Raw genomic sequence first — 25,788 nt, forward strand, 5'->3', positions numbered from 1 at the left:
GGATGAGACCCATCTACAAGACGGCTGGTGGTACGGCCCTAGGGTGGCACGGTCATCATCCATCCTCGCAAGACCGCGGCGAACCGCGGGCCTGATCGCGAAGTTCGTTTACGCCTTCATCAGGGCCTCCTCGGGCACGAGGCCGGTCTCGAGATAGCGCCACAGCGCCACGACGAGCTTGCGCGCCAGCGCCACGATCGCAATGCGCCTGACACGCTTGCCGGTGTTGAGCGTGCGGGTCTGGAACCAGCGGCTGAGCGCGCTGTCCGGCTGATGGCGGACCCAGAGCCAAGCCAGCTCGATCGTCTTCAGGCGGACGTGCGGATTGCCCGCCTTGCTGATGCCCTGCTCACGATCGATGCCGCCGCTCTTCCATGGGCTCGGTGTCAGGCCGCAATAGCTGGCGACCTCGCGCCGGTTGCGGAAGTCCTTGTAGAACAGCTCGCCCGCCAATGTCGTGGCGAAGGCCGGCCCGAGCCCCTTGAGCCGCTGCAGCTGCTCCCGCCGCTTGGCCATCGCCTCCGGAACGACAGCCGCCTGCGCGGCCTCCTGGCTCTGCTCCAGCGCCGCGAGCTGCTCGCGCACCAGCATCAGACGCGCGTGCTCGCGCTTGACCTCGGCCAGAACGTGGGGCGGCAGCGGCTCACCCTGCCAGTCGCGTTGCTGCTCCAGCCAGGTGAGCCAGTTGCGGCGGCGCGGCGCGCCGACCTCCAGGCCGGACAGCCGCAGCAGCGCCTTGATCCGGTTGGTGTGGGCCGTCTGCTCCGTGACCAGCCGGTCGCGCTCGCGGCTGACCCGCCGGGCGTCCTCCTGCTCCACCGTCGGCACCCGGACGATCCGGACCACCCGGGGCTCGCCGCGCAAATAGGCCATCAGCGTGCGCAGCAACAGCTCGCCGTCGATCCGATCCGTCTTTGCCCGCCGTGCGCGCTGCTCGACCGCGATGCTTGCCGGATCGAACACCAGATTGTCGATTCCGTTCGCGACCAGCAACCGGTGCAGCCAGAAGCCGTCATAGCCGGCCTCGTAGCAGCTCGCCACGCGCGGCTCCGATCCGAGCTTCTGCGCCGCCCGGGCCCGCGTCTTGGCGATCAACGCCAGCAACCCGACCTGATCGACTCCGTCGAGCTTGTGCCGCGACATCCGTCCCTGATCGGGACTGTGCAACGTGATCAGCCAGCTCTTCTGGCTGAGTTCAATTGCAACGAAAATCGTGCCAGTATCTCCGGCGGTGAGCGTGCCTTGGGTCGAAGCTTGCATCTGACTCTCCGAGGGTTCGAGTGTGGAAACCCAAACCTATCGGAAGGGCTCGCTCACCGCTCCCCCATGGAATCTACGCGAGCATCACGCCGATTTGCGGATCGCGTTGTCGACGAGGGTCTTGCCGAGCGACCAGATTGCGCCGGGCACCTTGTGGCTCTGGGCGATCACGTCGTCGAAGGCGCGCTCGATCCAGGCGCAATCCTCTTCCGTAATGGTGAGCGGCGGCAGCAGCTTGATCGTGTGCAGGCCGTGGCCGGCGACCTGGGTCAGAATCTTGTGATCCTTGAACAGCGGCACCGTGATCAGCTGGCAGAACAGGCCCTTGTTGGCGCTCTCCAGCACGTTCCAGGAGGCCTTGAGGCGCAGCGATTTCGGCGGACCGAACTCGACGCCGATCATCAGGCCCTTGCCGCGCACTTCCTTCAGCAGCTCATAGCCCGGCACCATCCGCGTCAGCGCGAGGCGCAGCTCGGCGCCGCGCTTGGCGGCCGCCTCGACCAGCTTCTCAGCCTTGATCACCTCGAGGGTGGCAATGCCGGCCGCCATCGCGAGGTCGTTCTTGGCGAAGGTCGAACCGTGCACGACCGCGCGGTCCATGCGGTTGAAGATCTTGTCGAAGATGGACTTGCGCGTGAGCAGCGCGCCGACCGGCACATGGCCGCCCGACAGCGCCTTCGACAGCAGCACCATGTCAGGCTCGACGTTCCAGTGTTCCACAGCGAGGAACCGCCCGGTGCGCCCCATGCCGGTCTGGATCTCGTCGGCGATGAAGATAGTACCGTACTTCTTGCAGAGCGCGGCGGCCCCGGGCAGGAACTCGTCGGAGGGCATGTTGACGCCCTTGCCCTGGATCGGCTCGACGATGAACGCCGCGATCTCACGCGACGACAGCGCCTGCTCAAGCGCCGCGAGATCGTTGAAGGGGACGGCCGTGCAACCCGGCAGCAGCGGCTCGAAGCCGGCGCGGAAGTTCGAATCCTCGGTCAGCGACAAGGCGCCATAGGTCAAACCATGATAGGAGTGCCCGCAATAGACGATGCCCGGCCGGCCGGTCGCGCCCCGCGCGAATTTGATCGCGGCTTCAACAGTCTCGGCGCCCGAATTGGCGAAGAACACCTTGTCCAGATACGGGACATATTCCAGCAGCCGCTCGGCAAGAATGCCCGCCAAGGTCGACACGTCGAGCTGAACCAGGTTCGGCATGTCGCTATCGAGCACGCTCTTCAGCGCGCCGCGGAGAGTCGGATGATTGCGGCCGATTGCAAAGACACCAAAACCGCTCAGCAGGTCGAGATAGCGGGCCCCATCCCGATCGTAGAGGTACTGCCCTTGCCCCTTCTGGAACCCGACATCATATCCAATCGTCTTGAGAACGCGGACCAGTTGCTCGTTCAGATGCCGAGAGTGCATCGTGCTGCGCTGCGCTTCGCGCTCCACAAACATCTCGGAAACGTCTAGATTGGCTTTTAGCATCGGGTACATACTTCGGTTGATGGACGTGACGTCAACTGAAAACGCGCAATGCGGCGTTTTGCCCCCATTCGCACCATCAAAGCAAGCACGGGTTTCTGCCAATGTTGCATCGCCTTAGATATCTCATGCCGACGACGATAGCATACTCCACGGTGTTGTTCGCAGCAGGAATTTCTTCTGCTCTCGCGGCCGACCCAACCGGCGACTGGCGGGTCGCGGACGGTGTGGCGAACATCCGAGTCGCACAATGTAATGGCAGCATGTGGGGCGTGGTGGCCTGGGAGAAAACCCCGGGCGGGCGTGACAGCAATAATCCCGATCCGGCCCGGCAGAGCCGGCCGACGCTCGGCATGCCGATCCTGATCGACATGAAGAAGACGCCCGGCGCCGACCAGTGGGAAGGTCAAGTCTACAACGCGAAGGACGGCCAGCTCTACAGCTCCACGATCACGCCGGCCGATCCCGATCATCTCGAGATCAAGGGCTGCGTGCTCGGCTTCCTGTGCGGAGGTGAGACCTGGACGCGCGTCAGCCCACCGATCCCGTCGAGCCCGGTGAACAGCATGGCCAAAGGTACACAGAAACCAATCGCGCCGGCCCCTGCTCAGGCACCCAAGGCCACGGCGAGCGCGGCCACGACGACCGGGAAACCGGCGCAGAAGCCTGCAGACCAAGTCGGCGACATCTGCCTGCTGCCGGACGTCGCGCGCGCCCGCTGACCAGCGCGCGGCTCGTGTCCGTACCGGGACGCAACGAGACTAAGAACGACCCAGACGAAAAAAGGCGGCCGCTTCACGCGGCCGCCTTTTTTCACGTTGTTGCCGTCGTCTATTCCTTGACCTCGCGGGGCTTGCCCATCAGCGCTGGCTGAAACAGCAGCACCGCTGCCAGCGTCGTGACCAGCGACAGCGCCAACAGCTTGCCCATGCTCGACGTGCCCGGATGGCTCGACAGCCACAGGCTGCCGAAGGCCGTTGCCGTGGTCAGCGCGCTGAAGAAGATCGCCCGCGTCAGGCTGGTCTGCAGCAGGTTGGTGCGGCCGCCGCGCCAGGCCACCACGTAGTAGATCTTGAACGCCACACCTATGCCGAGCAGCAGCGGCAGCGCGACGATGTTGGCGAAGTTCAGCGGCAGCTTGATCAGGACGCAGATCTCGAGCGTCACGGCACCGGCGACGAGCAGCGGCACGATGGTCATCAGCACGTCGGCGAAGCGCTTCAGGGTGATCCACAACAGCAGGCTGATCACGACCAGCGCGTAGATGCCGGCATGGATGAACGCCTTCACGATCGTGTCACCCGACTTCAGGATCGACACCGGCCCGCCGATCGCGTTCGGCTCGGCCACCAGCACGGCGTTGGCGAACCTCCTGAGATTGTCGTTGTCGTTCGGGTCGCCTTTCGGCTGCGCCTCGACGCGAATCAGGCCGTCCTTGCTCTTCCACTGCGACACCAGCTCCGGGGGCAGGTTCGACAGGCTGACAGGCTGCGCCTGCAGCGATGCGTTGAGCTGTTCGAGCGTGATCCGCAGCGGCTCGACGAACACCGCCTGCGCCTTGTTGCGAACCGTTTCGCTCGTGCCGGCCAGCTTGGCGAGCGCGTCGGCCAGCCGCCGCGACGCGACCGCGCCGGGCCCCTGGCCGTCACCCGCGGTGCGCCTGAGATTGTCGACGGTCGAGTTCAGCGCCTCGACGTTCTCCTTGTCGGTCGGCGCCGCATCGATCTGATCCGGATTGAGCGCAGGCCCCAGCACCTTGGCGCCCTGCGCGATCATCTTCAGCTTGGCGGGCTGGTCCTCGGGCACGAAGCTGTCGAGCGACATCACGCGCGCGACTTCCGGCAGCTTCTCGAGCTTGGCCTCGATCGCCTTGGCCTCCGTCTCCGAACGGGTCAGCACATCGATGGCGTTGGCGCCGGTGTTCGGATCTTTTCGCAGGTCGAGATAGGTCGCAATCGATTCGGCGTGCGGATTGCGCAGGTTCATCGGGTTGAAGTCGAACTTCATGTAATAGAGCAGCGGCAGGCCGGCGATCACCAGACCGAGCGTGCCGACGATGATCGGAACGCGGTGCTCCTCCAGGAAGCGATCGACCGGCGCCAGGAAGGCATAGCCGACCGGCTCCTTCTCACCGGGCGGATTGAAGATCTTGAGCAGCGCCGGCAGGATCGTGATGCTGGAGAAGAACGCGATCATCATGCCGGCCCCGGCGATCGCGCCGAGTTCGGAAATGCCCTTGTAGTCGGTCGGCAGGAAGCACAGGAAACCGGCAGCGGTTGCCATCGCGGCGAGCGACAGCGGCACCGCGGAGCGTTGTGCCGCTTCCGCGAGCGCCTCCGGCAGGTCGTCGTTCTTGAAGCGCTCGGAGCGGTAGCGCACGCTGAACTGGATGCCGAAATCGACGCCGAGGCCGATGAACAGCACGGCGAACGCCACCGACAGCAGGTTGAGCGAGCCGACCATCATCAGGCCGACGGCGGTCGTGAGGGCGAGGCCGATGAACAGGTTGATGAACACCGCCGTGATGATCTTGGCCGAATGCAGCGCCAGCCACAGGATGACAAGCACGACGATGACGGTGCCGATGCCGTTGACGACGGCGCCTTCCTGCACCGTGGCGTATTCCTCGTTGGCGATCGGCACAGGTCCGGTCAGCCGCACCCGCGCGTGAAACCGGTTCGGGAAATCGAGCTCGGCCGCAGCCTGGCGGATCGCATCGGTCGCCCCCTTGCCGGGCTCCAGCGCCTGGTAGTCGAGGACCGGCTTGAACTGGATGAAGGCGCGCTTGTCGCCGTCGGTGAGCGGCTTGTCGCTGATCAGCTGCCGCCAGGAGAACGACGCGTCGCCCTTGTCGAGCACGGTCTCGACGGTTTGCGAGATGTAGTCGAACGGGCGGGCGGTGCTGTCGAGCTTGACCTCGCCGCGCTTGACGCCGGCCAGGCCCGTCTCCAGCGCGCCGGTCAGCCCTCGGATCGAAGGATCTCCGGCCATGATCTCGATCAGCGGTGCCGCGGCAGCGAACTGGCCCGTGAGCTCCTTGACCTCATCGGTCGGCAGGAACAACAGGCCGTTCCTGGCGAAGAACTCGCCGCCTCCGAGCATCTCGACCGAGGAGAAGTTCGCGGTGTCGCCCTTGAGCTTCTTGACGAGCGCATCCGCCGCCACCCCCGTCATCTCGGGCGTCGCCGCTTCGACCACTCCCAGGATCATCCGATCGCGATCGAAGGCCTGCTCGTACTGCTGGTCGCGCTTGCGCCAGTCGAGCTCGGGAGAAATGAGCTTGTTGATGTCGGTATTGATGGCGAAATGGCGTGCCGTGTAGACACCCGCGCCCACCGACAAAAGGAGGCCCGCAATCAACGTCGGCCACGCAAACCGCGTGCAGGCCTTGACGGTGGAGACGACAAACGTTGTGAGCACTTCTCGACTTTCTAAAGTTTAAAGAGCTGGGCGGAAACGTCCGCTTCATGGCGGAGTTCCCCGATCAGGGCCAGTCTCGGACCAAGTCCGAAAGCAGAGCCCTGACACGGCCTTGGCCCAACCTTGAAGAGGCGGATGGTCGCTGGACGGCGGATCAGGTCGAACGCTGCACGGAACCGTCGGGGCGGCTGATATAGCGGCTGTTATCGGCGGTAAAGTGACGAACGAGTGAGAGCGTAAGTAACTCAGTTAATTCAATTAATCTATAATTACTAATTTACCTGCAGGAATTTCCGCACTGTGTGCTACGTGTCACATGCGATCGACTTGCAATCCGGCTTTCCTCCCCGCTCCATTTTTGACACAAAGCCCTGCGCTTTCCATGTGTGTCAGCGGGCCAATTGGGGCATTCGCCTGGTGCGGATATTGCAACCCGATCGTACGCGCGGAGGTGACGGGTCGAAAGTGAGGCAACGTGACTGACGGACGTCCAATGCAGGTGTATCTCGCGCAACCGCGCGGTTTTTGTGCTGGGGTCGTGCGCGCCATCGAGATCGTCGAGCGCGCGCTGGAGAAGTATGGCCCGCCCGTCTATGTGCGCCACGAGATCGTGCACAACAAATACGTGGTGGAGAGCCTGAAGGCGAAGGGCGCGATCTTCGTCGAGGACCTCTCGGAGGTGCCTCCGCGCGCCGTCACCGTGTTCAGCGCCCATGGCGTGGCGCGAACGGTGGAGGAGGAGGCGGCCGCGCGCGGCCTGCCGGTGCTGAATGCCACCTGCCCGCTGGTCACCAAGGTCCACAACCAGGGCAAGCGCTACATGTCCAAGGGCCGTACCCTGGTGCTGATCGGGCATGCCGGCCATCCCGAGGTCGAGGGGACCATGGGTCAGGTTCCCGGCCCGGTCTACCTGGTCCAGAACGTGGCCGATGTGGCCGCCCTGCCCCTGCCGCTCGACACGCCAATGGCCTATATCACCCAGACCACCCTCAGCGTGGACGACACGAAAGACATCATTTCGGCCCTTCAGACCCGCTTTACAGACCTTCAAGGCCCCGATATCCGGGATATCTGCTATGCGACACAGAACCGCCAATCTGCGGTAAGGGACTTGAGTAGACTGGTGGACCTTATCCTGGTGGTGGGCGCCGCCAACAGCTCCAACTCGAACAGACTGCGCGAGATCGGCACCGAGGCCGGGATCCCGAGTTATCTGATCGCTGATGGCAGCGAGCTCAATCCGGTTTGGCTGAAGGACGCCAAGGCCGTCGGCATCACCGCCGGCGCCTCGGCCCCCGAAGTCCTCGTTGACGACGTGATACAGGCCCTGCGCCGCATCGGACCGGTCGAGGTCTCGGTGGTCCCGGGTCGGGAAGAAAACATCGAATTCCGCCTGCCGGCCGAGCTGGTCGCGGGCTGATCACATCTCGTTTGGTCCAGAAAGAAGAGACGTAATGGCAATCCCCTTCCATAAGGAACTGCGTATCGGGGCCTATCTGATGAAGCAGAAGCTTCTCGGCCGTAAACGCTATCCGCTCGTGCTGATGCTGGAGCCACTGTTCCGCTGCAACCTCGCATGCGCAGGCTGCGGCAAGATCGACTATCCCGACGCGATTCTCAACCGCCGCATGTCGGCGCAGGAGTGCTGGGACGCCGCCGACGAATGCGGTGCGCCGATGGTGGCGATCCCTGGCGGCGAGCCGCTGATCCACAAGGAGATCGGCGAGATCGTGCGCGGTCTGGTTGCGCGCAAGAAGTTCGTCTCGCTCTGCACCAACGCGCTGCTCTTGGAGAAGAAGCTCGATCTGTTCGAGCCCTCGCCCTTTCTGTTCTTCTCGGTGCATCTCGACGGCCTGCGCGATCATCACGACAAGGCCGTGTCGCAGAAGGGCGTGTTCGATCGCGCGGTGTCGGCGATCAAGGCGGCCAAGGCCCGCGGCTTCACCGTCAACGTCAATGCGACGGTGTTCGACGGCCATCCGGCCGAGGAGATCGCGAAGTTCATGGACTTCACGACCGAGCTCGGCGTCGGCGTGACGATGTCGCCGGGCTATGCCTATGAGCGCGCGCCGGACCAGGAGCACTTCCTGAACCGCACCAAGACCAAGCAGCTGTTCCGCGACGTGTTCGCGCTCGGCAAGGGCAAGAAGTGGAATTTCATGCATTCCGGCCTGTTCCTCGACTTCCTGGCCGGCAACCAGGAGTTCGAGTGCACGCCCTGGGGCATGCCCGCCCGCAACATCTTCGGCTGGCAGAAGCCGTGCTACCTGCTCGGCGAAGGCTACACCAAGACCTTCAAGGAGCTGATGGAGACCACGGACTGGGAGACCTACGGCACCGGCAAGTACGAGAAGTGCGCCGACTGCATGGCGCATTGCGGCTATGAGGCCACCGCCGCCGATGCAGCGCTGACCAACCCGCTGAAGGCAATGTGGGTGTCGTTGCGCGGCGTCAAGACCACGGGACCGATGGCGCCGGAGATCGACCTCTCCAAACAGCGCCCGGCGCAGTACGTGTTCTCGTCCGAGGTGCAGAAGCGCCTGTCCGATATCCGCCGCGACGAGGCGCTCGAAGCCCAGCAGAAGGCGTCCACCGCGGCCTGACGCACGGACCAGTCCGAAACAAACAAAAAGGCCGCCGGGCAATCGGCGGCCTTTTTCGTTGGGATGACGTCTCAACCGAGGATGGCGTTGACCGTCAGCGGAGCGAAATCGCTCACGCCTCGGCTGCAGCCATCGCCTCGTTCTCCAGGAAGTGCTCGGCCGCCAGCAGGCCGCTCAGCAGCAGGTCACGGGCGCCGCGCAGCGAGCGCAGGGCACGATTGAACTCGATGCCCGTCGACACCAGGCCGCGCAGCACGGCCGGGTTGCGGGCGACGCCGCGCAGGATCATCGGCAGGTCGATATCGCCGTTCGGCTTGATGGCGTCCTTGGCGAGCGACGGAAGCGTGCGATGGGCAGGATCGGAGATGACCCGCAGCGCCGCGAAAGGAAGCCCGTACTGAGCGGCATAAGCGGCCGCGATGTGGCTCTCCATATCGACCGCGGCGGCACCGGTCTTCATGCGCAGCGCCGCCTTGCGAGCCTGTGCCACCACGACCTCCTCGGCCCCGGCAAGCACGCCGCGCACGACGCGGCGCTTCTTCAGCGCAGCACGCGCAATGTGCTCCTCGCGCAGGGACAGTCCGGACAGCCAGCGCGCGTTGCCGGCTGTCACCTCGGTCGCGACGACGATGTCGCCCGCCTTGAGGCTCGGATCGAGGCCGCCGGCCACGCCGAAGCTCACGACGCCCCGGATCGAGGTCGGATCGAATACCGTAAGCAGCGAGCGCAACTGTTTGGGATCGCTCGAGCTGCAGATGACCATCATGCCGGGCCCGGCAGCAATCCGGGCCTCCTGCACCAGTCCCGTCACGACCAAAACCGGCCGCGGATCAATGGGGCGATCCGCGGACGTCTCGTCCCCCATCCCCAACTTCACAATCCGACCTCTGACACTCTGTTCGACGTCGCTACGTCAGTTGTTCAAAGCCTCAACCGCAGCGGCGCCAGAGCGGAAAGAGCTTAACAAACCGAGGATTACGCAGAAAAAATCCGCGAGGAAACCCTGTTTGCGCCGCACTGCACCCGCACGCGATGCGTTTTTTGCCTGGTGTTGCCATTTGGTCCCGCCGATCGCTGTTCCAACCCGGAACAAGATCGGCACAGGCTCCACCGCCGATGGAACTCGAAGCAAGAACCGAGCCACGGAAATGTGACAATCGGTGAACGGGCGCGTGTCCAGACCGGCCGAGCCGCCAGCCGACGCGCCGAGAAGACAGCACCGCTGGTCAGCGTCGCCCGAGCAGCAGATCCGCAGCCCGGTCGCCGGAACGCACGGAGCCCTCGATGGTCGCCGGCAGGCCGGTGTCGGTCCAATCGCCGGCCAGAGCGAGATTGCCGAACGCCGTCTTCACGCCGGGACGCAGGGCATTCTGCTCCGGGGTGGCCTCGAAGGTGGCGCGGCGCTCGCGCACGATCTGCCAGGGCGGCAGCTCGGCCGAGATGCCGCCGGCCTTGCAGACGTCGGCCCAGATCGCGGCGGCCAGCTGCTCGCGCGGCATGTCGACCAGGCGATCGCCGTTGCTGATGGTGACCGAGAGCCGCTGCGGGAAGGCGAACAGCCATTCGACCAGGCCGCCGACGACACCGAGCAGTGCCGGCGCGTCCTTCGGCGGCGTGATGCGGAAATGGGCATTGACGATGGCGCGGTACTTGGTCGGCCCGGTCAGCCCAGGCAGCAGCGCCATGGCGGGTCGCGGCGGCACCGCCAGCACGACGACGTCTGACGGCCCGAGCGCGACGGTTTCGTCGCCGCCGAAGCGCAGCCCGGTCACACGGCCCCCGGTCTGATCGAGGCCGCGAAGCTCGCGGCCGATGCGGACGCTACCGCCCTTGCCTTCCAGGAATTTGACCGCCGGGTCGATCAGCACGCCCGACAGGCCATCGCGCGCGATCAGGGGCCGGCAAGCCTGGCCGCCGGCGAGCAGCGTCTCGCGGACGATGGCGCCGGCCAGCCCGGCCGAGCCTTCCGGCGGATCGCAATTCAGCGCCGCCAGCAGCAGCGGCTGCACCAGGCGATCATACAGCGTCCCCTTGCAGGGGATGGTGTCGCCGATCGTCTTCGACGTGCCGGCCCAGATCAGCGGCGACAGCGCAAGATAGTCGCCGAGCTTCGTATCGGGCACGCGGCGGCTCTCGTCGAACACCCACAGCGGCAGCCGGCCATTGCCGAGATCGAGCAGCCAGCGCTGTCCGGTCCGGATGTCGACGAAGGCGAACTCCGCCTTCTCCGGCCCCACCAGCCCGGCCTCCGAGCCGATCGCGCGGGCATAGGCGAGCACGTGGTGATTGGCCGAGAGCAGCAGGTGATTGCCGTTGTCGATCACGAGGTCGGTCGCAGCGTCGTAATAGGAACGGCAGCGCCCGCCGATCTGCTGCGTGGCCTCGTGGACATGAACGGCATAGCCCGCATTGGCGAGCCGCACGCCGGCGGAAAGGCCGGAGATTCCGGCACCGATGATGTGAGCGGTCTTGTTCATCAGATGAGAGCGTAACGGAGGATGATGCCGAGCTTGGTGAGCTTGCTCACACGCACCGGCTCGCGCGGCAGCGCGAAGCCGCGTTCGAGCAGCAGTTCGAACACGGCGCGGTAGTATTTCGACATGATCCGCGGCGCGCGCACGGCGCGTCGGCGGTTGCGCCGCATGATCTCGTCGGCCTTCTCGAAATGCGTCCTGGCCCTGACGGCAACCGAGTTGCAGACCTTGGGCAGCGCGCGCTCCTGCATGACCTTGACCGGATCATCGCCGGTGATGCCGGCGAACAGCAGTGCCTCACGTGGCAGGTAGAGCCGGCCGATGCCGGCGTCCTCGTCGATATCGCGCAGGATGTTGGTGAGCTGCAGCGCCCGCCCCAGATGGTGAGCGAGCAGGATTCCGTCGTCCTCGGGCATGCCGAAGATGCGCACCGACAGCCGCCCGACCGCACTCGCCACCCGGTCACAATAAAGGTCGAGCGTGGCGAGATCGGGTGCGCGGATCTCCTGCGGCACGTCCATCTCCATGCCATCGATGATGGCGAGGAAATCCTCCCGCTTCAGCCCGAACGTCTTCACTGAGGCGGCGTAGTCGCTCAGACGCGGCGGCGGATTGCCGCGATAGAGCGCGTCGATGTCGTCGCGCCACTTCTGCAGTGCCGCCAGCCGCTCGGGCCGTGGGCCGTCGGAATCGGCGATGTCGTCGACCTCGCGGCAGAAGCTGTAGATCTGGAACATCGCGTCGCGCTGGGCGCGCGGCAGGATGCGCATGGCGGCATAGAACGAGCTGCCGGACGCGGCCGTGCCGTGGTCGACGCCGTCTGCGGTCGCTTCGAGGGTCATGCGCCGGCCGCCGATTTGGTGACGGGGTGGCGGCCGACCGCACGGCGGCCGATCTCGCCCGCAACGGCCGCGAGGGTGTGACCGAGCATGGCCAATGGGCTCAGATGCACGCGCTCGCTCAAGGGATCGCGCACCTTGAGCAGCCCCACGATGCGGTCCGCGAAGCCCTGGATCACGGCGATCTCCAGCCCGAAGCGGAAATCCTTGACGCCGCTGTTGAGGCCCCTGCCCTCGTCGAGCAGCGCCGCGTTGCGCACGGCAAGCTTCTGCAGACACGACAGCAGCGGCGGCGGCGCCTTGGCCTCGCCGAGCATCTCGACGGTCGCGCCGGCCTCGGCCAGCGCATCGCGCGGCAGGTACACGCGGTTGAGCGCCTTGTAGTCCTTGCCGCAGTCCTGCAGGTGGTTGTTGATCTGCAGCCCGGCGCAGATGGCATCCGACGCCGGCCAGGTCGAAATCGACTCGCCATGCACGTCGAGCATGAAGCGCCCGACCGGCATCGCCGAATAACGGCAATAGTGAATGACCTCGTCCCAGGTCTCATAGCGCAGCTTGGTCACGTCCATGCGGAAGGCGACCAGCACATCCACCGCGTGGCGGGGCGGCATGCCGCGCGCGGCAAGCGCCCTGCGCAGGCTCACGGCCACATCCTGCGTCTCGCCCGTTCCCGTCAGCTCGGCCTCGAGCAGATCGAGCAGCCGCAGCTTTTCCTCGCCCGGCAGGGTCGGATGATCGGCGATGTCGTCGGCCGTCCGCACGAAATTGTAGAAGGCAAGGATCAGCGCCCGATGCTCGGGTCGGATGATCCACGACGCCACCGGAAAGTTCTCGTCCCGGTGTGTCTTGCCGGATCGCAAATCGCTCGCGGTGGTCATGGACGAAACAGCTATCAGGTTGAAAGGGCGCTACAGCAAACGATGCCCGCCGCTTCGCTCATGCGAACGGATTGCTGGCCTTCATATAGGCGAAAATCCAGTCAAAACCAATGCAATCCGTATCGCCCCGCCACCACGGCCGGTGGCGCCGGCCCGCCTCTCGAGGCAGGCCAGCGGGCGTTAACCAAACGGCTTCGGAAACGACGTTCCGAACGGCAACGGCTTACTGGTTATGGGTCTTGAGCACCTGATCGCAGGCCGGGCTGATCTTGGGGCGGTTCTCCTTCAGGCACGCCAGGATCGTGAAGTCACCCTGATCGATGACGGCACGGCAGAACTTCTGAACGTCACGCGTGCAAGCCGCCTGCTCCTCAGCCGTTCCGCGCGCGCCTTGCGCGAACGCACCGGTGGAAACGGACAGCGACAGCAGAGAAAGTGCCAGGAAAATCTTACGCATCGTGTTCCTTCATTTTGACAGCAGAGGAGACCTCCCGGGATCGCCGATGCTGCCCGGGAAACACCTGTTTCGTTTGGCAAGGACCGCAAGCCCCCCCAGCGCCGGAGGTACGCTGCCAAATGCGGCCAAATTCACGCCCTATGATCCCAAGCCGCTCAAGCTCGGGCATCACAGCTTTGGCATAAACAAGGCGTTGATACTAGGGCATTATTTTCGGAACACGTTTTTCGTATTTGGCTGTTGCAAGCATGCCGCGCGGACCGTTAGATGCAGCGCCGTCGGGACCTGCGAGCGAGCTCTGCAGCAGCTTTAGCGACGAAGGCCTGCTGGCCGTCATTTGAACCTAACGTTCGGCGAGAACACCAAGTGTTCGAAGCGGCAACACACGCCTGCACAACGGTGTCATTTTGGATGGGAAACTCGATATGAAACTGTTCGGCTCACCTTTTTCCGGGCGCGTCGTCAAGGCCGCCGGTCTCGGCGTAGCGCTGATCCTGTCGGCGTCGGCAGTTCGTGCGCAGACGGGCCCGTTCGCCGGCTTCGACGGCTCCTGGTCCGGCAACGGCACCGTCGCGCTGTCCGACGGCACCACCGAGCGGATCCGCTGCAAAGCCAGCTACAAGGTCGCCGGCGTGAACCTCAAGCAGAGCCTGCATTGCGCCAGCGACAGCTACAAGTTTGACCTGACCAGTGACGTCGTCAGCCAGGGGGAGCGCATCTCCGGCAATTGGAGCGAAGCGAGCCGCAACGTGAACGGCGAGTTGCAGGGCACCGCCGGCAACGGCCAGATCGACGTGTTCGTGCAGGCCGCCGGCTTCGCCGCCAGCATCACCCTGAAGACCAGCGGCAACAAGCAGGTGGTGCAGATCTCCTCAAAGGGTGAGATCCGCGGCGTCAACATCACGATGTCCAAGACCTGAGCGGTCGCGCTCCCATCAGCCATTGACTAGCGGAAACGGCCCTGACGATGTCAGGGCCGTTTGTTTTTTGGCTGAGGCACCGACGAGGCGAGGTGCAGGTTGAAGCCCCCGCTGTCGTCGCCCGGCTTGCCGCCTTCGCTAAAGCTCCGGCGCGCCCTTGAGTTCGCGGCCGCGTCGAAGCCGAAGGCGGGACCGGGCGCCCCCGTATTCCAGAGGCTGCAGTAATTGAACCGATGAGCCACGGCGTACAGGATCGCCCGCCTTCGCGGGCGATGACAGCAGTGTGTTGGGCTCAGACCACGTCTCTCACACCGGCTTCCGCTTCAGCTTCTGCGACAGGTTGATCAGGAACATCGCGGTCGGCCGGAGAATGAACAGGTCGGCAAACAGCGCCGCGACCATCGAGAAGGCGCTGAGCCAGCCGAACAGCCGCAGCGAGGGCAGATCGGAGAACACGGTGACAACGAGGCCGCAGGCCAGCACCACCGTGGTCAGGATCAGCGCCGGTCCGACCAGCACCGTGGCGCGCTCGACGGCGACGGCCGAGGTGACCCCGGGCGCGCTTTCCATCCGCAACCGGTTCAGGAAGTGGATCGTCGCCGACAGGCCGAGACCGAAGGAGACCGTGAGCGCGACCACGCTGGCGAATTGCAGCCCCTCCCCCATCGCCCACAGCACGGTGCCGGACATCACCACCGGGAAGATGCCGGGCAGGATGCAGGCGAGCATCACCACCCAGGAGCGGAAGGCCAGCCCGATGAACATCGCCACCAGCGCGAATTCGATCGTCAGTCCATGATTGAGCTTCTCGATCATGCTGGCGGAGTTGCGCGCGGCAATGGCGGCGAGGCCGGTGACTGCGATCTCGAAGCCGGGATGCGCCTTTCTGACCGTGTCGAGCTCGTGATCGAGCTTGTCGACGACCGGCAGCAGCTGGCTGGAATCGAGATCTGGCACCCGGCCCGCGACCACGACCGCGTCCTGCTCCTTGTCGACGAAGCGGCGCACCAGATGCTCCGGGATCAGGCTGACATATTCCTGCAAGGTCGCCGTATCAGACGAGCCGGCCTTCTCCGCGAGCCAGCGCCGCAGCGTCTCGACCGACCAGACATTGCCGACCCCGGCCGTCTTCTCGACCGTAGCGTGCACGTCGGCGATCGTCTGCAGGGTGTCGGGCGCGTAGAGCGAGGCGCCCTTCGGAAACTGGATCAGCACGTTGACCGGATTGGCGCCGGTGAGCTTGGCGTCCAGCCGGTTGCTGGCTGCCACGGCCTGGCGCTTGTCAGGCACCTGGTCGGCGAGGCGGTAGCGTGGCTCGAGGCTCGCATAGACCACCGCCAGTGAGCCGACGAACACCACGGCGATCAGGCTGAACAGCCCGGGCCGGCTCACCATGCGCACCGCGATCCAGTAGCAGAAATTGCGCAGCGCCTGCACGCCGGCATCGGCGCCCTGGAATTTGACCGCGAACGTCTTTTCGTTGCGCACCAGCAGCACGCCGAACACGGGCACCAGCGACAGCACGGCGAGCAGCGCGATGATGGTGGCGGCGAGCCCCGCCTCGCCGAACTTGCGGATCAGGTCGCTGTCGGAGAACTGCAGGGCGATGAAGGAAATGCCCGCCGTGGCGTGGGTCAGCACGCAGGCCGGTCCGACCACCAGCACGGCATTCCTGAACGCCGTCACCTTGTCCTGCCCCGCGATCAGCCGATCGCGTGCGGCGAAGGTCAGCTGCATCGAGTCGGAAAAGCTGATGACCATGATCAGCGGGGTCATCACGTTCAGGAACATGTTGAGATTGAAATTGGCCCAGCCGAGCGCGCCCAGCGCGAGCATGATCGCGATCAGTGGCGGGAACGCCGCCACGATCATGAAGGAGATCTTGCGGAAGAAGATGATGGCGATGATGCAGCCGGCGAGGATGCCGAGCACGTTGTAGGTCAACCCGTCGCGCTCGACCGCATTGCGGATCTCGAGCTGCATGACGGGGACGCCGGACAGTTGCACGTTGAGGCCGGTATCAGCGAGATCGTCGGTCATCAGCTTTCTGATATCGCCGACCACCTTGCCGAGGTCGTTCGACGCGACCACCTTGGGCTCGAGCGACAGCACGATGAGCGCGAGCGTGCCGTCCTCCGACAACAGCTTTCCGCGGATGATCTCGTTCGATTTCACCGTCTCGATGAACTTGTCATACGCGTCCCCCTCGGGCAGATCCGAGGGAAACAGCGCGGCCGGCAGCCTGCCGGGCGCCGGGGCCTGACGGGCCGAGAACAGCGACACCAGGCCGCGCGTCCCCTCCACCAGCTGCAGGTCGGTCACGAAGTCGCGGAGCTTTTCGAGGTTCTGGCGCGCCAGCAGCGTTTTGCCCTCGACCACGACGAGGACGTCGAATTCCTCGGCTGGGAACTTCTTGGTGACCTCCTGGTATTGGTGGAATTCCTTGCTGTCGGAGCGGAACAGCTGGCTGAGCGAATCGTCGATCTGGATGCGCTTGATGCCGAACACGGCCGCCACGATCAGGACGAGCAGGATGATGCAGGACACGATCGGCGCCTTGGCCGCGAACAGGCCGATGCGCTCGAGTCCAAAGGCGATGCTGTCGACCGGCCGCTGCTCGACCTTTTCGACATGAACTTCGTTGTCGTGCCTGACTTCCAGCATACGGTGTCCAGTGGTTACGGCGCGGCCCAATTCGGGAGGCACGAGCGCATAGGGCAGAAATAAGGCCGCTCAGCGAAGGAGAAATGACCGCATTGTGGCCTGCAGCCGGAGCTAATCCTTGAAAACATGTAAAAATTTGACGAGGCGACGTCTAGCAGGTCCAGCTCCCTGGCAGCAAGCATGCGCGACCACACAAGACGGCGAGCCGACATAAAACCGATCACGCCACGATTCTGTCACGCTTGAAAAGGCTCTACGAGGTCGCGGCGACGCCGCGGTCGCGGGCCGTCGGCGACACGATCCCTGACCCGCTCATGCATCGGTATCATGCGACGCGGTCGCTGCACGACCGGGAGCGCGCAAAGGCGGCGAGCAGCGGACGTCGCGGACCGATCATCCGGCGGGGACGGCCGCCTCGCGCAGCCGGATCGAGTAGTTGGAAGCATTCTGGTGGCCGCGCGAGGCGGCGCGCGCGAACATGATCAGATGATGCGCGATCATCGCCACCGCGATGAAGTTCTCGATCTCGCCCCGCTTGAGCTGGCTCCAGGCAAAGCGCCAGAACGGCCGCTTGTAGTCGCCGAGCACGCCGACCTTCCAGAAGATCTTGCCCATCATCACCAGACCGCGCCTGACATTGGGCCAGCTCTTCATCTCGTCGCTGATCGGGACCTTGATGCGGTTGGCATAGGTGGTGTCGCATTGATGCTTGTACCGCGCGTACAAGCGCTCCGGCACATAGGCCTCGTCCATGCAGCGCCGCCATGCGGCGACCACCTCGTCATAGGGCATCAGGAACTTGACGTTGGAATCGCGGCCGTCGTCGTGAACCAGCCTGCCCTCGCGCTCCAGGCGATCCCACAGCGGCGTCTGCGGCAGCGCCTGCAGCAGATTGATCGTGAGCAGCGGGATGCGGCTCTCCTCGACGAACTGCAGCAGCGCGTCCGCCGTCTGCGGGGTATCGGTGTCCAGCCCCATGATGATGCCGGACACCACCTCCATGCCGTAGCTGTTGATGGTCCTGATCCCTTCCAGGATCGGCACCATCATGTTGTGGTCCTTCTGCATCGCGGTCAGCGCCTCGGGATCGGGCGTCTCGATGCCGCAGAAGATCGTGATGAAGTAGGCCTCCCGCATCTTCTCCAGGATCTCGGGACGTTTGGCGATGTTGAGCGTCGCCTCGCAGGCGAGCCGCATCACGTAGCCGGTGCGTTTCTGCCATTCGATCAGATGCGGCAGCAGATCCAGCGCGGCCTTGCGGTTGCCGATGAAGTTGTCGTCGACGAAATAGACGGAGCCGGTGACGCCGCATTCCCGGAGCCTGTCGAGCTCGGCGATGATCTGCTGCGGCGCCTTGAGGCGCGGATTGCGTCCATAGAGGCCGGGGATGTCGCAGAATTCGCACTGGTAGGGACAGCCGCTGGAATACTGGATGCTGCCCAGGAAATACTTCTTCACCTCGGCGAGCTCATAGGCCGGGACCGGGAAATCGGTCATGGCCACGCGCTCCTTGGTCCGGAGCACGACCTGCTGCGCAGGCCGCGACGGATCGAGCGCCAGGCGATCGATGAGCTCGTCGGTCGCATCGCCGAGCTCGCCGACATGGAGATAGTCGAAGCTCGGATAGTAGTCCGGGCATGCGCTGACCGACGGGCCGCCGAGCGCGACCGGCAGATCGAATTCATGCGCGCGCCGGCAGATGTCGTTCATCTGCTGCCGCTGGATGTGCATGCCGCTGACGAATACCGCCTCGGCCCAGGCGAAATCCTCCGCCCGCGCGGGCCGGATGTTCTCGTCGATGAAACGCACCTGCCAGGAACGCGGGAGATAGGCCGCGATCAGCAACAGCCCCTGCGGCGGCATGAAGGCCTGGGTGCCATCGGTGAGCGGATAGGCATATTCGAAGGTTCCAAACGAGGACGTATAGCGCGGAAACACGCAGAGGATGCGCCGTACCGTCTCGATGCCCTCGAATCTCATCGATCGCCCTCACGACAACCTGCAATTGGTTTACCTTACGGCGAGAGGCGCCGCTTCGCCACCCCTTCCGGAAAAGTTGAGCCGGCTCTGCGCCCGCCTCGACGCCAACCCATATTGGAATTCGAACCTGCGCGTCCCGGAACTCTGGTGCGCGAGGCCCGCCATTCCCGGCGCGGCGGGACGTGGCCGGATCGGCCGCACCATGGCAGAACGCCATGCAATGCCGGCATCCTGCGCCATTGGCACGTCGCCTTCCCAATCCGGCCGCCGCAGAACCTGCCGGACCGCGACGCGGCGTGCCGGATCCTCACCAACACCCGACCGAACCATTCGAAGCGCGAGGACGACGTGCGATGCACGAAGCTGAGTTGCAATGCACTTGCAAAGGCCGCACGACGTGTCGTCGCGCGCATCGATCATCCCTAGTCAAGCGGAGGTCAGCGAGCCCAAGCCCCCCGACGCCCGGCCTAGACGATTGAAATTCAACGAAAAGTGCGCAGAGGTTGCATAGTACAGGCGGTGTCCACTTAACGCTTTCTCCATGAAGCTTTTGCATAATTATTAACAAACAAGTTCGCCGGCGTCTCAGCAAGGCTTTCGCGGTACCCCACCTCATGACCTCACATCCGACGTCCTCGAAGACCGCTACGCGTCATTCCCTGGCGGTCAAGCTTTATGCGATCTTCGCGCTGTTCGCCCTGCTGACGGCCGCGATCACCTGGCTGTCGGACTACAATTCGCGGCGTGCGGCCGAGCTCACCAGGTCGATCGAGACCGCGAACCTTGCGGCGCTCAACGTGCAGCGTGTCAACGGCCTGGTCTACGCGGTCGTGATGGAATCGCGCGGCGTCTACATGTCGACCGATCCCGCAGTCGTGAAGCGCTATGGCGAAGGGCTGCTGAAGTTCAATGCGGACATCCTTGGCGTGGTCGACAAGTGGCAGGCGATCGTGCAGGCCGACGACGCGCAGCAATTTGCAAACTTCAAGAAGCGCATCGAGCAGTTCGTGGAGTTCCGCAAGGAGCTCGTCCGCCGCGCCAACGAGATCAGCCCCGCCGCGGGGCGCGAATGGGGTGACAACGACGCCAACCGCTCGGTCCGCTCCGCGTTGAACAAGGATCTCGACGAGCTCTCCAAGGTCTATGTGGAGCGTGGCCGGAAAATCGGCGAGGACACCGAGACCGCCCGGAAGCTCTCGCTCGTGCTGACCGTACTCGGCGGCATGATGCTGCTGCTCGTCGTGACCGGCGTGGTGATCATCGCGCGCTCGATCGCCCGCCCGCTGTCGCAGATCACCGACACCATCCGCCAGGTCGCGACCGGTGCCGAGAACGTCGAGGTGCCGCATGCCGAGCGCGCCGACGAAGTCGGCGAGCTCGCACGCGCGATCGGCGTGTTCCAGCAGGCGATGGCGCACAACCGGGATCTCAATGCCCAGGTCTCGCAGGATTCGGAGATCCGCGAGGCGCGCGCGCATCACATCGAGACTGCGGTGGAGGAATTCCGCGTCGCCATCGGCGGCGTGATGCGGACCGTGACCGAGAACGCTGTGGCGATGCGCAACACGGCCGAGATGATTACCCGCCTGACGGCCGATGCCAGCCACCGCGCGGTCACCGCCGCCGGTGCCACGTCCCAAGCCTCGACCAACGTCTCCGCAGTCGCGAGCGCTGCCGAGGAGCTCTCCACCTCCGTTGAGGAGATCGGCCGCCAGATCCGACAATCGGCCGGCGCCGTCGAACAGACCGGCCAGCGCACCGTGAAGTCGATCACCGAGATCGAAGGCCTCGCCGCCGCCACCCAGCGCATCGACGGCGTGCTGACGCTGATCCAGACCATCGCCGAGCAGACCAACCTGCTGGCGCTGAACGCGACCATCGAGGCCGCCCGCGCCGGCGAGGCCGGCCGCGGCTTTGCCGTCGTCGCCCACGAGGTCAAGGCGCTGGCCGGACAGACCGCCAAGGCCACCGAGGAGATCAGCCAGAACGTCGGATTGATCCAGGCCTCGACCAAGACCGCTGTCGACGCGGTCCGCGAGATCGGCGATGCGGTGCGTGGCATCAACGAGATCACCTCGAACATCTCCAACGCCATCCAGCAGCAGGATCAGGCCACCCGCGAGATCTCGGTCAACGCCCAGTCGACCGCGCAAGGCAACCAGACGCTGGTCATGAACATCGGCTCGCTGCGCGACGCCATCGGCGAAACCTCGACGGCGGCCGCCTCCGTGCTGTCGGCCTCCGGTGACCTCAACGCGACGGCACAGACGCTCGCCGACGAGGTCGAGAAGTTCTTCCAGAACCTGCGCGCGGGCCCGTCGGCGAACACGCGGCTGCGCAAGGCCAGCTGACGGGGCTGGCTGACAAGGGCTGGAACGGCTGGCCGCCCTCAGGGGGCCGCCACCCGATCGCGCAATTCGCCGGGGGCGCCGGTGATCCACCGCGTTCCGGGTTCCGTTTCCTTGCTTTCGGAGAGCCCCCGTGCGCCAGACAGCCAAGAAACTGCCGTTCGCCTGCGAACCAGTCTGTGTCACCCAGGACGACGTCGAGGACGCCATCCGCACCATCCTCACCTGGATCGGCGAGGACCCGTCGCGCGAGGGCCTGGCGGAAACGCCGGCCCGGGTCGCACGGGCCTACAAGAGCTATTTCGCCGGCTACGAGCAGAGCCCCGAAGACTATCTGCGCAAGACCTTCGAGGAGACCGCCGGCTACGACGAGATGGTGCTGTTGCGGAACATCCCGTTCCAGAGCCATTGCGAGCACCACATGGCGCCGATCATCGGCCGTGCCTGGGTCGGCTACGTGCCGCGCAGCCGCGTCGTCGGCATCTCCAAGCTTGCCCGCGTGGTCGAGGCCTATGCCAGCCGCCTGCAGATCCAGGAGCGGATGACGGCCGAGATCGCCAACATCATCGACGAGGTGCTGCAGCCGCAGGGCGTAGCGGTCGTGATCAAGGCGGCCCATCACTGCATCAGCTCCCGTGGGGTCAAGAAGCACGGTGTCGATCTCACCACCAGCCGCATGCTCGGCTGCTTCCGCACCGACCCGATGAGCCGGCAGGAATTCCTGGCGATGGTCAATTCCGACCTGAAGGATTGACGGGCGCAAAAAATCGTCGGTCCGGTGATCCGGCCGTCCGTCCTGCACGTTCCCCCGGGGATGAAGCATGCGTGCCGGAGATCATGGCAACACGACTGAGAGCAGCTGGATTCGCGCAATGGAACGTGGCATCGTCCCGGCGCCGGTTCGCGCGTGCTTCAGGTGCCACGATCCGGGCGAACGCGAGCAGAAGGCCGAAGGCGACTGTGGACTGGGCGGAACTGATCGGACGCGTCGCATCGCGCGGTGACCGCGAGGCGTTCAGGGTCCTGTTCGATCATTTTGCGCCTCGGATCAAAGGGTTCCTGATCAAGACGGGCTGCAATGCGGACGAGGCCGAGGAGATTGCGCAGTCCACGATGGTGGCGGTGTGGACCAAGGCCGGTCAGTTCGATCCGTCGACGGCAGGCGCTGCCGCTTGGATCTTCACCATCGCGCGAAATCAGCGGATCGACGCCGTGCGCAAGGCCTCCCGCGAGGGCCGGGTGAGCCGGGAAGTCGTGCTCGACGAGGAGGCCGACCCGACGCTGGCAGCGGATCAGATCGTGTCGCGTGTCGAAGATGCCACGCGCGTGGCGGCCGCGATCGAAAGATTGTCGGTGGAGCAATCCACCGTGATCCGCCTGTCGTTCATCGAGGAACGACCCCACTCGGAAATCGCGGCAGTGCTCGGCCTGCCGCTTGGTACGGTGAAATCACGAATCAGACTGGCGATGAATCGCCTGAGAGACCTGTTGGACGACGCGACATGACAATCAGCCATCACCCGCCGGAAGACCTGCTGGCCGACTTCGCCACCGGCGCGCTCGACGAGGCCGAGCGGCTGGTGGTCGGCGTCCATGTCGCGGAATGCGGACGATGCCGGCGCTTCGTGCGCGCCATCGAGCAGCTCGCCGGCGCATCGCTCGACGCGGCCGAGCCGGTCGCGACGGGCGCGGACGCATTCGACGCCGTGATGGCGCGCATCGACCGCCGGCCGGAGACTGCCCCTCGCGTCAGCGAGGTCGCCAAGCACGATCCTGAGCTCGCCGACCTGCCGGAGATGGTGAAGCGCTGCAAGATCGGCAAGCGCCGCCGCGTCGCGCCCGGTATCAGCATGCGCCCGATCCTGCTCTCCGGCGCCAGCAAGTCGCGCGCCTTCCTGCTGCGCTCGGAGCCCGGCGCCCGGATGCTGGAGCACTCGCATTCCGGCAATGAGCTGACCTGCGTGCTGAAAGGCAGCTTCAGCCATCTCGGCGGTTATTACGGGCCCGGTGACTTCGACTATGGCGACGACGAGGTCGACCATCGTCCCGTGGTCGGCGACGAAGGCCCCTGCCTGTGCCTCGTGGCCATGTCCGGCGACCTGCGCATGCACGGCCTGCTCGGCCGCATCATCAGCCCGTTCGTCCGCCTCTGAGTTATCGCTTCCGCGATCGACGGAGCTGGAGTGATCCGCGTCGAAGCTCTGCTCGTTTTCCCATCAGGAAGATGAGGAGGAAGGACGATGCGGTCGGCGGGCGCAGAGCAGAAGAGCTACGTCGCGCATCTCAGCAGCCTGTTGGGACGGGCCGGACGCAGCGATGCGCAAGCCTTCGCCGAGCTCCACGCCCTGACCATCGTGAAGATGCGCAAGACTGTGCGCGCCATGCTCTCCTCAGCCGCCGATATCGACGACATCCTGCAGGACGGCTATTTGAAGATCTGGCGCCATGCGGCGAGCTTCGACCCCGCGCGGGCCTCGCCGATCACCTGGATGTGCACGATCATGCGCAACACCGCGATCGACGCGCTGCGCACGGCCGGCGTGCCGACCTCGGAGCTCGACGAAGCGCTGGGGATCCCCGATCCCGCCGACATGGTCACGGAGGAATTCGACTATGCGTCGGCGGAACCGATCGCCCGCGCAGCGCTTAGTCGGTTACCGGAGGAGCGCCGACAATTGCTGGCGCTCGCCTATCTCGAAGGGGAAAGCCGAACGCGGCTGTCAGAACGGTTCGGCGTGCCGGTCGGCACCATCAAGACCTGGCTGCATCGCAGTCTGCTGGCGGTGCGCAAGGATTGCCTCGGACACGCGCACACCATCGCAGCCGCGGCGGCCTGATCTGCTGCATGGCGAACGCAAATCACGTGAGACACCTCGTCGTCGTACTGGGCGACCAGCTCGACGCCGATTCGGCCGCGTTCGACGGCTTCGATCCGGCTGAGGATGCCGTGCTGCAGATGGAGGTGACGGAGGAGGCCTCCTACGTCCCGCAGCACAAGATGCGCATCGCCTTCTTCTTCTCAGCCATGCGCCATTTCCGCGCCGACCTCGAGGGACGCGGCCGCAATGTGCACTATGTGCAGCTCGACGATCCCGCCAACACCGGCAGCCTGGAACGCGAGATCGCCCGTCACCAGGCCGCGCTGCAGCCCGTGGCCACGATCGTGCTGGAGCCCGGCGATTGGCGCGTGCGCGAGACGCTGCGCCGGCTGCCCCAGCCGATCGAATTCCGCCCCGACCGACATTTCCTGTGCACGGCCGACGAGTTCGACGCCTTCACCGAGCGCCACCCGCGCCCGATCATGGAGACGTTCTATCGCGCGATGCGGCGCAAGACCGGGCTGCTGATCGACGAAAGCGGACGGCCGGTCGGCGGCAGCTGGAATTATGATGCCGAGAACCGCAAGGGATTCGGCAAGGCGCGCCGGCCGCCGATTCCGGTCAGCAAGGGCTTCGCACCCGACGCGATCACGCGTGATGTCATCAAGCTCGTGGCGTCGCGTTTTGCCAACAGTCCGGGCCGGCTCGACCGCTTCGATCTGCCGGTCTCGCGCGTCGATGCACTGACGGAGCTGTCCAATTTCGTCGCCTGGCGGCTGCCTTTGTTCGGCACCTATCAGGACGCGATGCTGACCGACGAGCCGTTCCTGTATCACTCGCGGCTGTCGGGCGCGCTGAACCTGCACATGCTCGATCCGCGCGAGGTGGTCGAGGCCATCATCGCCAACCGCAACGCGCCCCTGAACGCGCTCGAAGGCTTCGTCCGCCAGATCATCGGCTGGCGCGAATTCGTGCGCGGCATCTATTGGCAGCGCATGCCTGACTACGCCGAGGAGAACGCGCTCGATGCCAGCCTGCCGATGCCGCGATTCTACTGGACCGGCGAGACCGAGATGCGCTGCCTGGCGCAGGCGATCGGCCACACCATCGACCACGCCTATGCGCACCACATCGAGCGGCTGATGGTGCTCGGCTTGTTCGCGATGCTGCTCGGCGTGCGTCCCTATGACGTGCATGTCTGGCACATGTCGATGTTCCACGACGCCGTCGACTGGGTATCGCTCCCCAACACGCTCGGCATGAGCCAGCATGGCGACGGCGGCGTCGTCGGCACCAAGCCCTACGCCGCCTCGGGCCACTACATCGACCGCATGAGCGATCACTGCCGCAACTGCCGCTACGATCCAAAGCAGGCGACCGGCGACAGGGCCTGCCCGTTCACGACGCTGTATTGGGCCTTCCTCGCCAAGCACCGCCGGCGCTTCGCCGGCAACGGCCGCATGCGCAACCAGTATGTCAATCTGGAGCGCCGCAGCGCCGCCGAGATCCGCGCCATCCGCAGCCAGGCCGACGCGATCACGGCCGCCCTGGTCTGACCACGGGGAACGCCGGTCCCCGCGCCGCGCTGCCCCGCTTGCTGGCCCGTCCCCGATCGGTCATACCATGGGCGGTTCCATCTCGCTTATGCGTTGA

Annotated in this window: 20 protein-coding genes; 10 read left to right on the plus strand and 10 right to left on the minus strand. The window is 65.1% G+C overall.

Features of this window, described 5'->3' with window-relative positions; all coding sequences use genetic code 11:
• Positions 1 to 108: 108 nt before the first annotated feature.
• Together LQG66_RS11195 and hpnO are read right to left on the minus strand one after the other, a co-directional pair.
• Positions 109 to 1,260, minus strand: coding sequence for an IS110 family RNA-guided transposase (locus LQG66_RS11195; protein WP_231317924.1), 1,152 nt, complete (start codon positions 1,258 to 1,260; stop codon positions 109 to 111).
• A gap of 84 nt (positions 1,261 to 1,344) precedes the next feature.
• Positions 1,345 to 2,736: an aminobacteriohopanetriol synthase HpnO gene (gene hpnO, locus LQG66_RS11200; protein ID WP_231326280.1), complete on the minus strand. Its 1,392-nt coding sequence runs from the start codon at positions 2,734 to 2,736 to the stop codon at positions 1,345 to 1,347.
• A 101-nt stretch (positions 2,737 to 2,837) separates the two neighbouring features.
• Here hpnO and LQG66_RS11205 point away from each other — a divergent pair, with 101 nt between their 5' ends.
• Positions 2,838 to 3,455, plus strand: coding sequence for a DUF2147 domain-containing protein (locus LQG66_RS11205; RefSeq protein WP_425601305.1), 618 nt, complete (start codon positions 2,838 to 2,840; stop codon positions 3,453 to 3,455).
• Between the two features lie 109 nt (positions 3,456 to 3,564).
• Here LQG66_RS11205 and hpnN read toward each other — a convergent pair whose 3' ends face one another.
• On the minus strand, positions 3,565 to 6,153 hold the full coding sequence (hpnN, locus tag LQG66_RS11210; RefSeq protein ID WP_231326282.1) for a hopanoid transporter HpnN: 2,589 nt from the start codon (positions 6,151 to 6,153) through the stop codon (positions 3,565 to 3,567).
• Between the two features lie 493 nt (positions 6,154 to 6,646).
• On the opposite strand from hpnN, the gene ispH reads away from it, so the two are divergent.
• Both ispH and hpnH read left to right on the plus strand, forming a co-directional pair.
• A complete protein-coding gene (ispH, locus tag LQG66_RS11215) occupies positions 6,647 to 7,573 on the plus strand; it encodes a 4-hydroxy-3-methylbut-2-enyl diphosphate reductase (protein WP_231326283.1) in 927 nt (308 codons plus the stop codon).
• Positions 7,574 to 7,607: 34 nt separating this feature from the next.
• A complete protein-coding gene (gene hpnH, locus LQG66_RS11220) occupies positions 7,608 to 8,756 on the plus strand; it encodes an adenosyl-hopene transferase HpnH (RefSeq protein ID WP_231326284.1) in 1,149 nt (382 codons plus the stop codon).
• Positions 8,757 to 8,868: 112 nt separating this feature from the next.
• Here the strand turns inward: hpnH and LQG66_RS11225 are convergent, their stop codons facing one another.
• The 5 genes from LQG66_RS11225 to LQG66_RS11245 all read right to left on the minus strand — a co-directional run bounded on the left by LQG66_RS11225 (position 8,869) and on the right by LQG66_RS11245 (position 13,404).
• The gene (locus LQG66_RS11225) at positions 8,869 to 9,633 is read right to left on the minus strand and encodes a phosphorylase (RefSeq protein ID WP_425601306.1); all 765 of its coding nucleotides are present in this window, start codon (positions 9,631 to 9,633) and stop codon (positions 8,869 to 8,871) included.
• Between the two features lie 349 nt (positions 9,634 to 9,982).
• The gene (gene hpnE / locus LQG66_RS11230; protein ID WP_231326286.1) at positions 9,983 to 11,233 is read right to left on the minus strand and encodes a hydroxysqualene dehydroxylase HpnE; all 1,251 of its coding nucleotides are present in this window, start codon (positions 11,231 to 11,233) and stop codon (positions 9,983 to 9,985) included.
• A complete protein-coding gene (gene hpnD, locus LQG66_RS11235; RefSeq protein ID WP_231326287.1) occupies positions 11,233 to 12,072 on the minus strand; it encodes a presqualene diphosphate synthase HpnD in 840 nt (279 codons plus the stop codon). Before hpnD ends, hpnE begins: the two co-directional genes overlap by 1 nt.
• On the minus strand, positions 12,069 to 12,947 hold the full coding sequence (gene hpnC, locus LQG66_RS11240) for a squalene synthase HpnC (RefSeq protein WP_231326288.1): 879 nt from the start codon (positions 12,945 to 12,947) through the stop codon (positions 12,069 to 12,071). Before hpnC ends, hpnD begins: the two co-directional genes overlap by 4 nt.
• Positions 12,948 to 13,170: 223 nt before the next feature.
• The gene (locus tag LQG66_RS11245; protein ID WP_231326289.1) at positions 13,171 to 13,404 is read right to left on the minus strand and encodes a hypothetical protein; all 234 of its coding nucleotides are present in this window, start codon (positions 13,402 to 13,404) and stop codon (positions 13,171 to 13,173) included.
• A gap of 425 nt (positions 13,405 to 13,829) precedes the next feature.
• On the opposite strand from LQG66_RS11245, the gene LQG66_RS11250 reads away from it, so the two are divergent.
• On the plus strand, positions 13,830 to 14,324 hold the full coding sequence (locus LQG66_RS11250) for a hypothetical protein (RefSeq protein WP_231326290.1): 495 nt from the start codon (positions 13,830 to 13,832) through the stop codon (positions 14,322 to 14,324).
• A 306-nt stretch (positions 14,325 to 14,630) separates the two neighbouring features.
• Here LQG66_RS11250 and LQG66_RS11255 read toward each other — a convergent pair whose 3' ends face one another.
• Both LQG66_RS11255 and LQG66_RS11260 read right to left on the minus strand, forming a co-directional pair.
• Positions 14,631 to 16,988 carry an efflux RND transporter permease subunit gene (locus LQG66_RS11255; protein ID WP_231326291.1) on the minus strand — a complete coding sequence of 786 codons (2,358 nt, stop codon included), beginning with the start codon at positions 16,986 to 16,988 and terminating at the stop codon, positions 14,631 to 14,633.
• A 393-nt stretch (positions 16,989 to 17,381) separates the two neighbouring features.
• Positions 17,382 to 18,968 (minus strand): B12-binding domain-containing radical SAM protein, encoded by a 1,587-nt coding sequence (locus LQG66_RS11260; protein ID WP_231326292.1) that lies wholly within the window; start codon positions 18,966 to 18,968, stop codon positions 17,382 to 17,384.
• Positions 18,969 to 19,582: 614 nt separating this feature from the next.
• On the opposite strand from LQG66_RS11260, the gene LQG66_RS11265 reads away from it, so the two are divergent.
• From LQG66_RS11265 to LQG66_RS11290, 6 genes are all read left to right on the plus strand, one after another.
• Positions 19,583 to 21,319, plus strand: a complete 1,737-nt coding sequence (locus tag LQG66_RS11265) for a methyl-accepting chemotaxis protein (protein WP_231326293.1) — start codon at positions 19,583 to 19,585, stop codon at positions 21,317 to 21,319.
• 130 nt (positions 21,320 to 21,449) lie between these two features.
• Positions 21,450 to 22,070 carry a GTP cyclohydrolase I FolE gene (gene folE, locus LQG66_RS11270; protein WP_231326294.1) on the plus strand — a complete coding sequence of 207 codons (621 nt, stop codon included), beginning with the start codon at positions 21,450 to 21,452 and terminating at the stop codon, positions 22,068 to 22,070.
• Between the two features lie 206 nt (positions 22,071 to 22,276).
• Positions 22,277 to 22,822 (plus strand): sigma-70 family RNA polymerase sigma factor, encoded by a 546-nt coding sequence (locus LQG66_RS11275; protein WP_231327749.1) that lies wholly within the window; start codon positions 22,277 to 22,279, stop codon positions 22,820 to 22,822.
• Positions 22,819 to 23,469: a ChrR family anti-sigma-E factor gene (locus tag LQG66_RS11280; RefSeq protein ID WP_231326295.1), complete on the plus strand. Its 651-nt coding sequence runs from the start codon at positions 22,819 to 22,821 to the stop codon at positions 23,467 to 23,469. The genes LQG66_RS11275 and LQG66_RS11280 overlap by 4 nt, the downstream gene beginning before the upstream one ends.
• An 87-nt stretch (positions 23,470 to 23,556) precedes the next feature.
• Entirely contained in the window at positions 23,557 to 24,153 is a 597-nt protein-coding gene (locus LQG66_RS11285; RefSeq protein ID WP_231326296.1) for an RNA polymerase sigma factor, read from the plus strand.
• A gap of 8 nt (positions 24,154 to 24,161) precedes the next feature.
• Positions 24,162 to 25,691 carry a cryptochrome/photolyase family protein gene (locus LQG66_RS11290; protein WP_231326297.1) on the plus strand — a complete coding sequence of 510 codons (1,530 nt, stop codon included), beginning with the start codon at positions 24,162 to 24,164 and terminating at the stop codon, positions 25,689 to 25,691.
• Positions 25,692 to 25,788 lie beyond the last annotated feature (97 nt).

The organism is Bradyrhizobium ontarionense (genome assembly GCF_021088345.1).
In the GTDB taxonomy this organism is placed as follows: domain Bacteria; phylum Pseudomonadota; class Alphaproteobacteria; order Rhizobiales; family Xanthobacteraceae; genus Bradyrhizobium; species Bradyrhizobium ontarionense.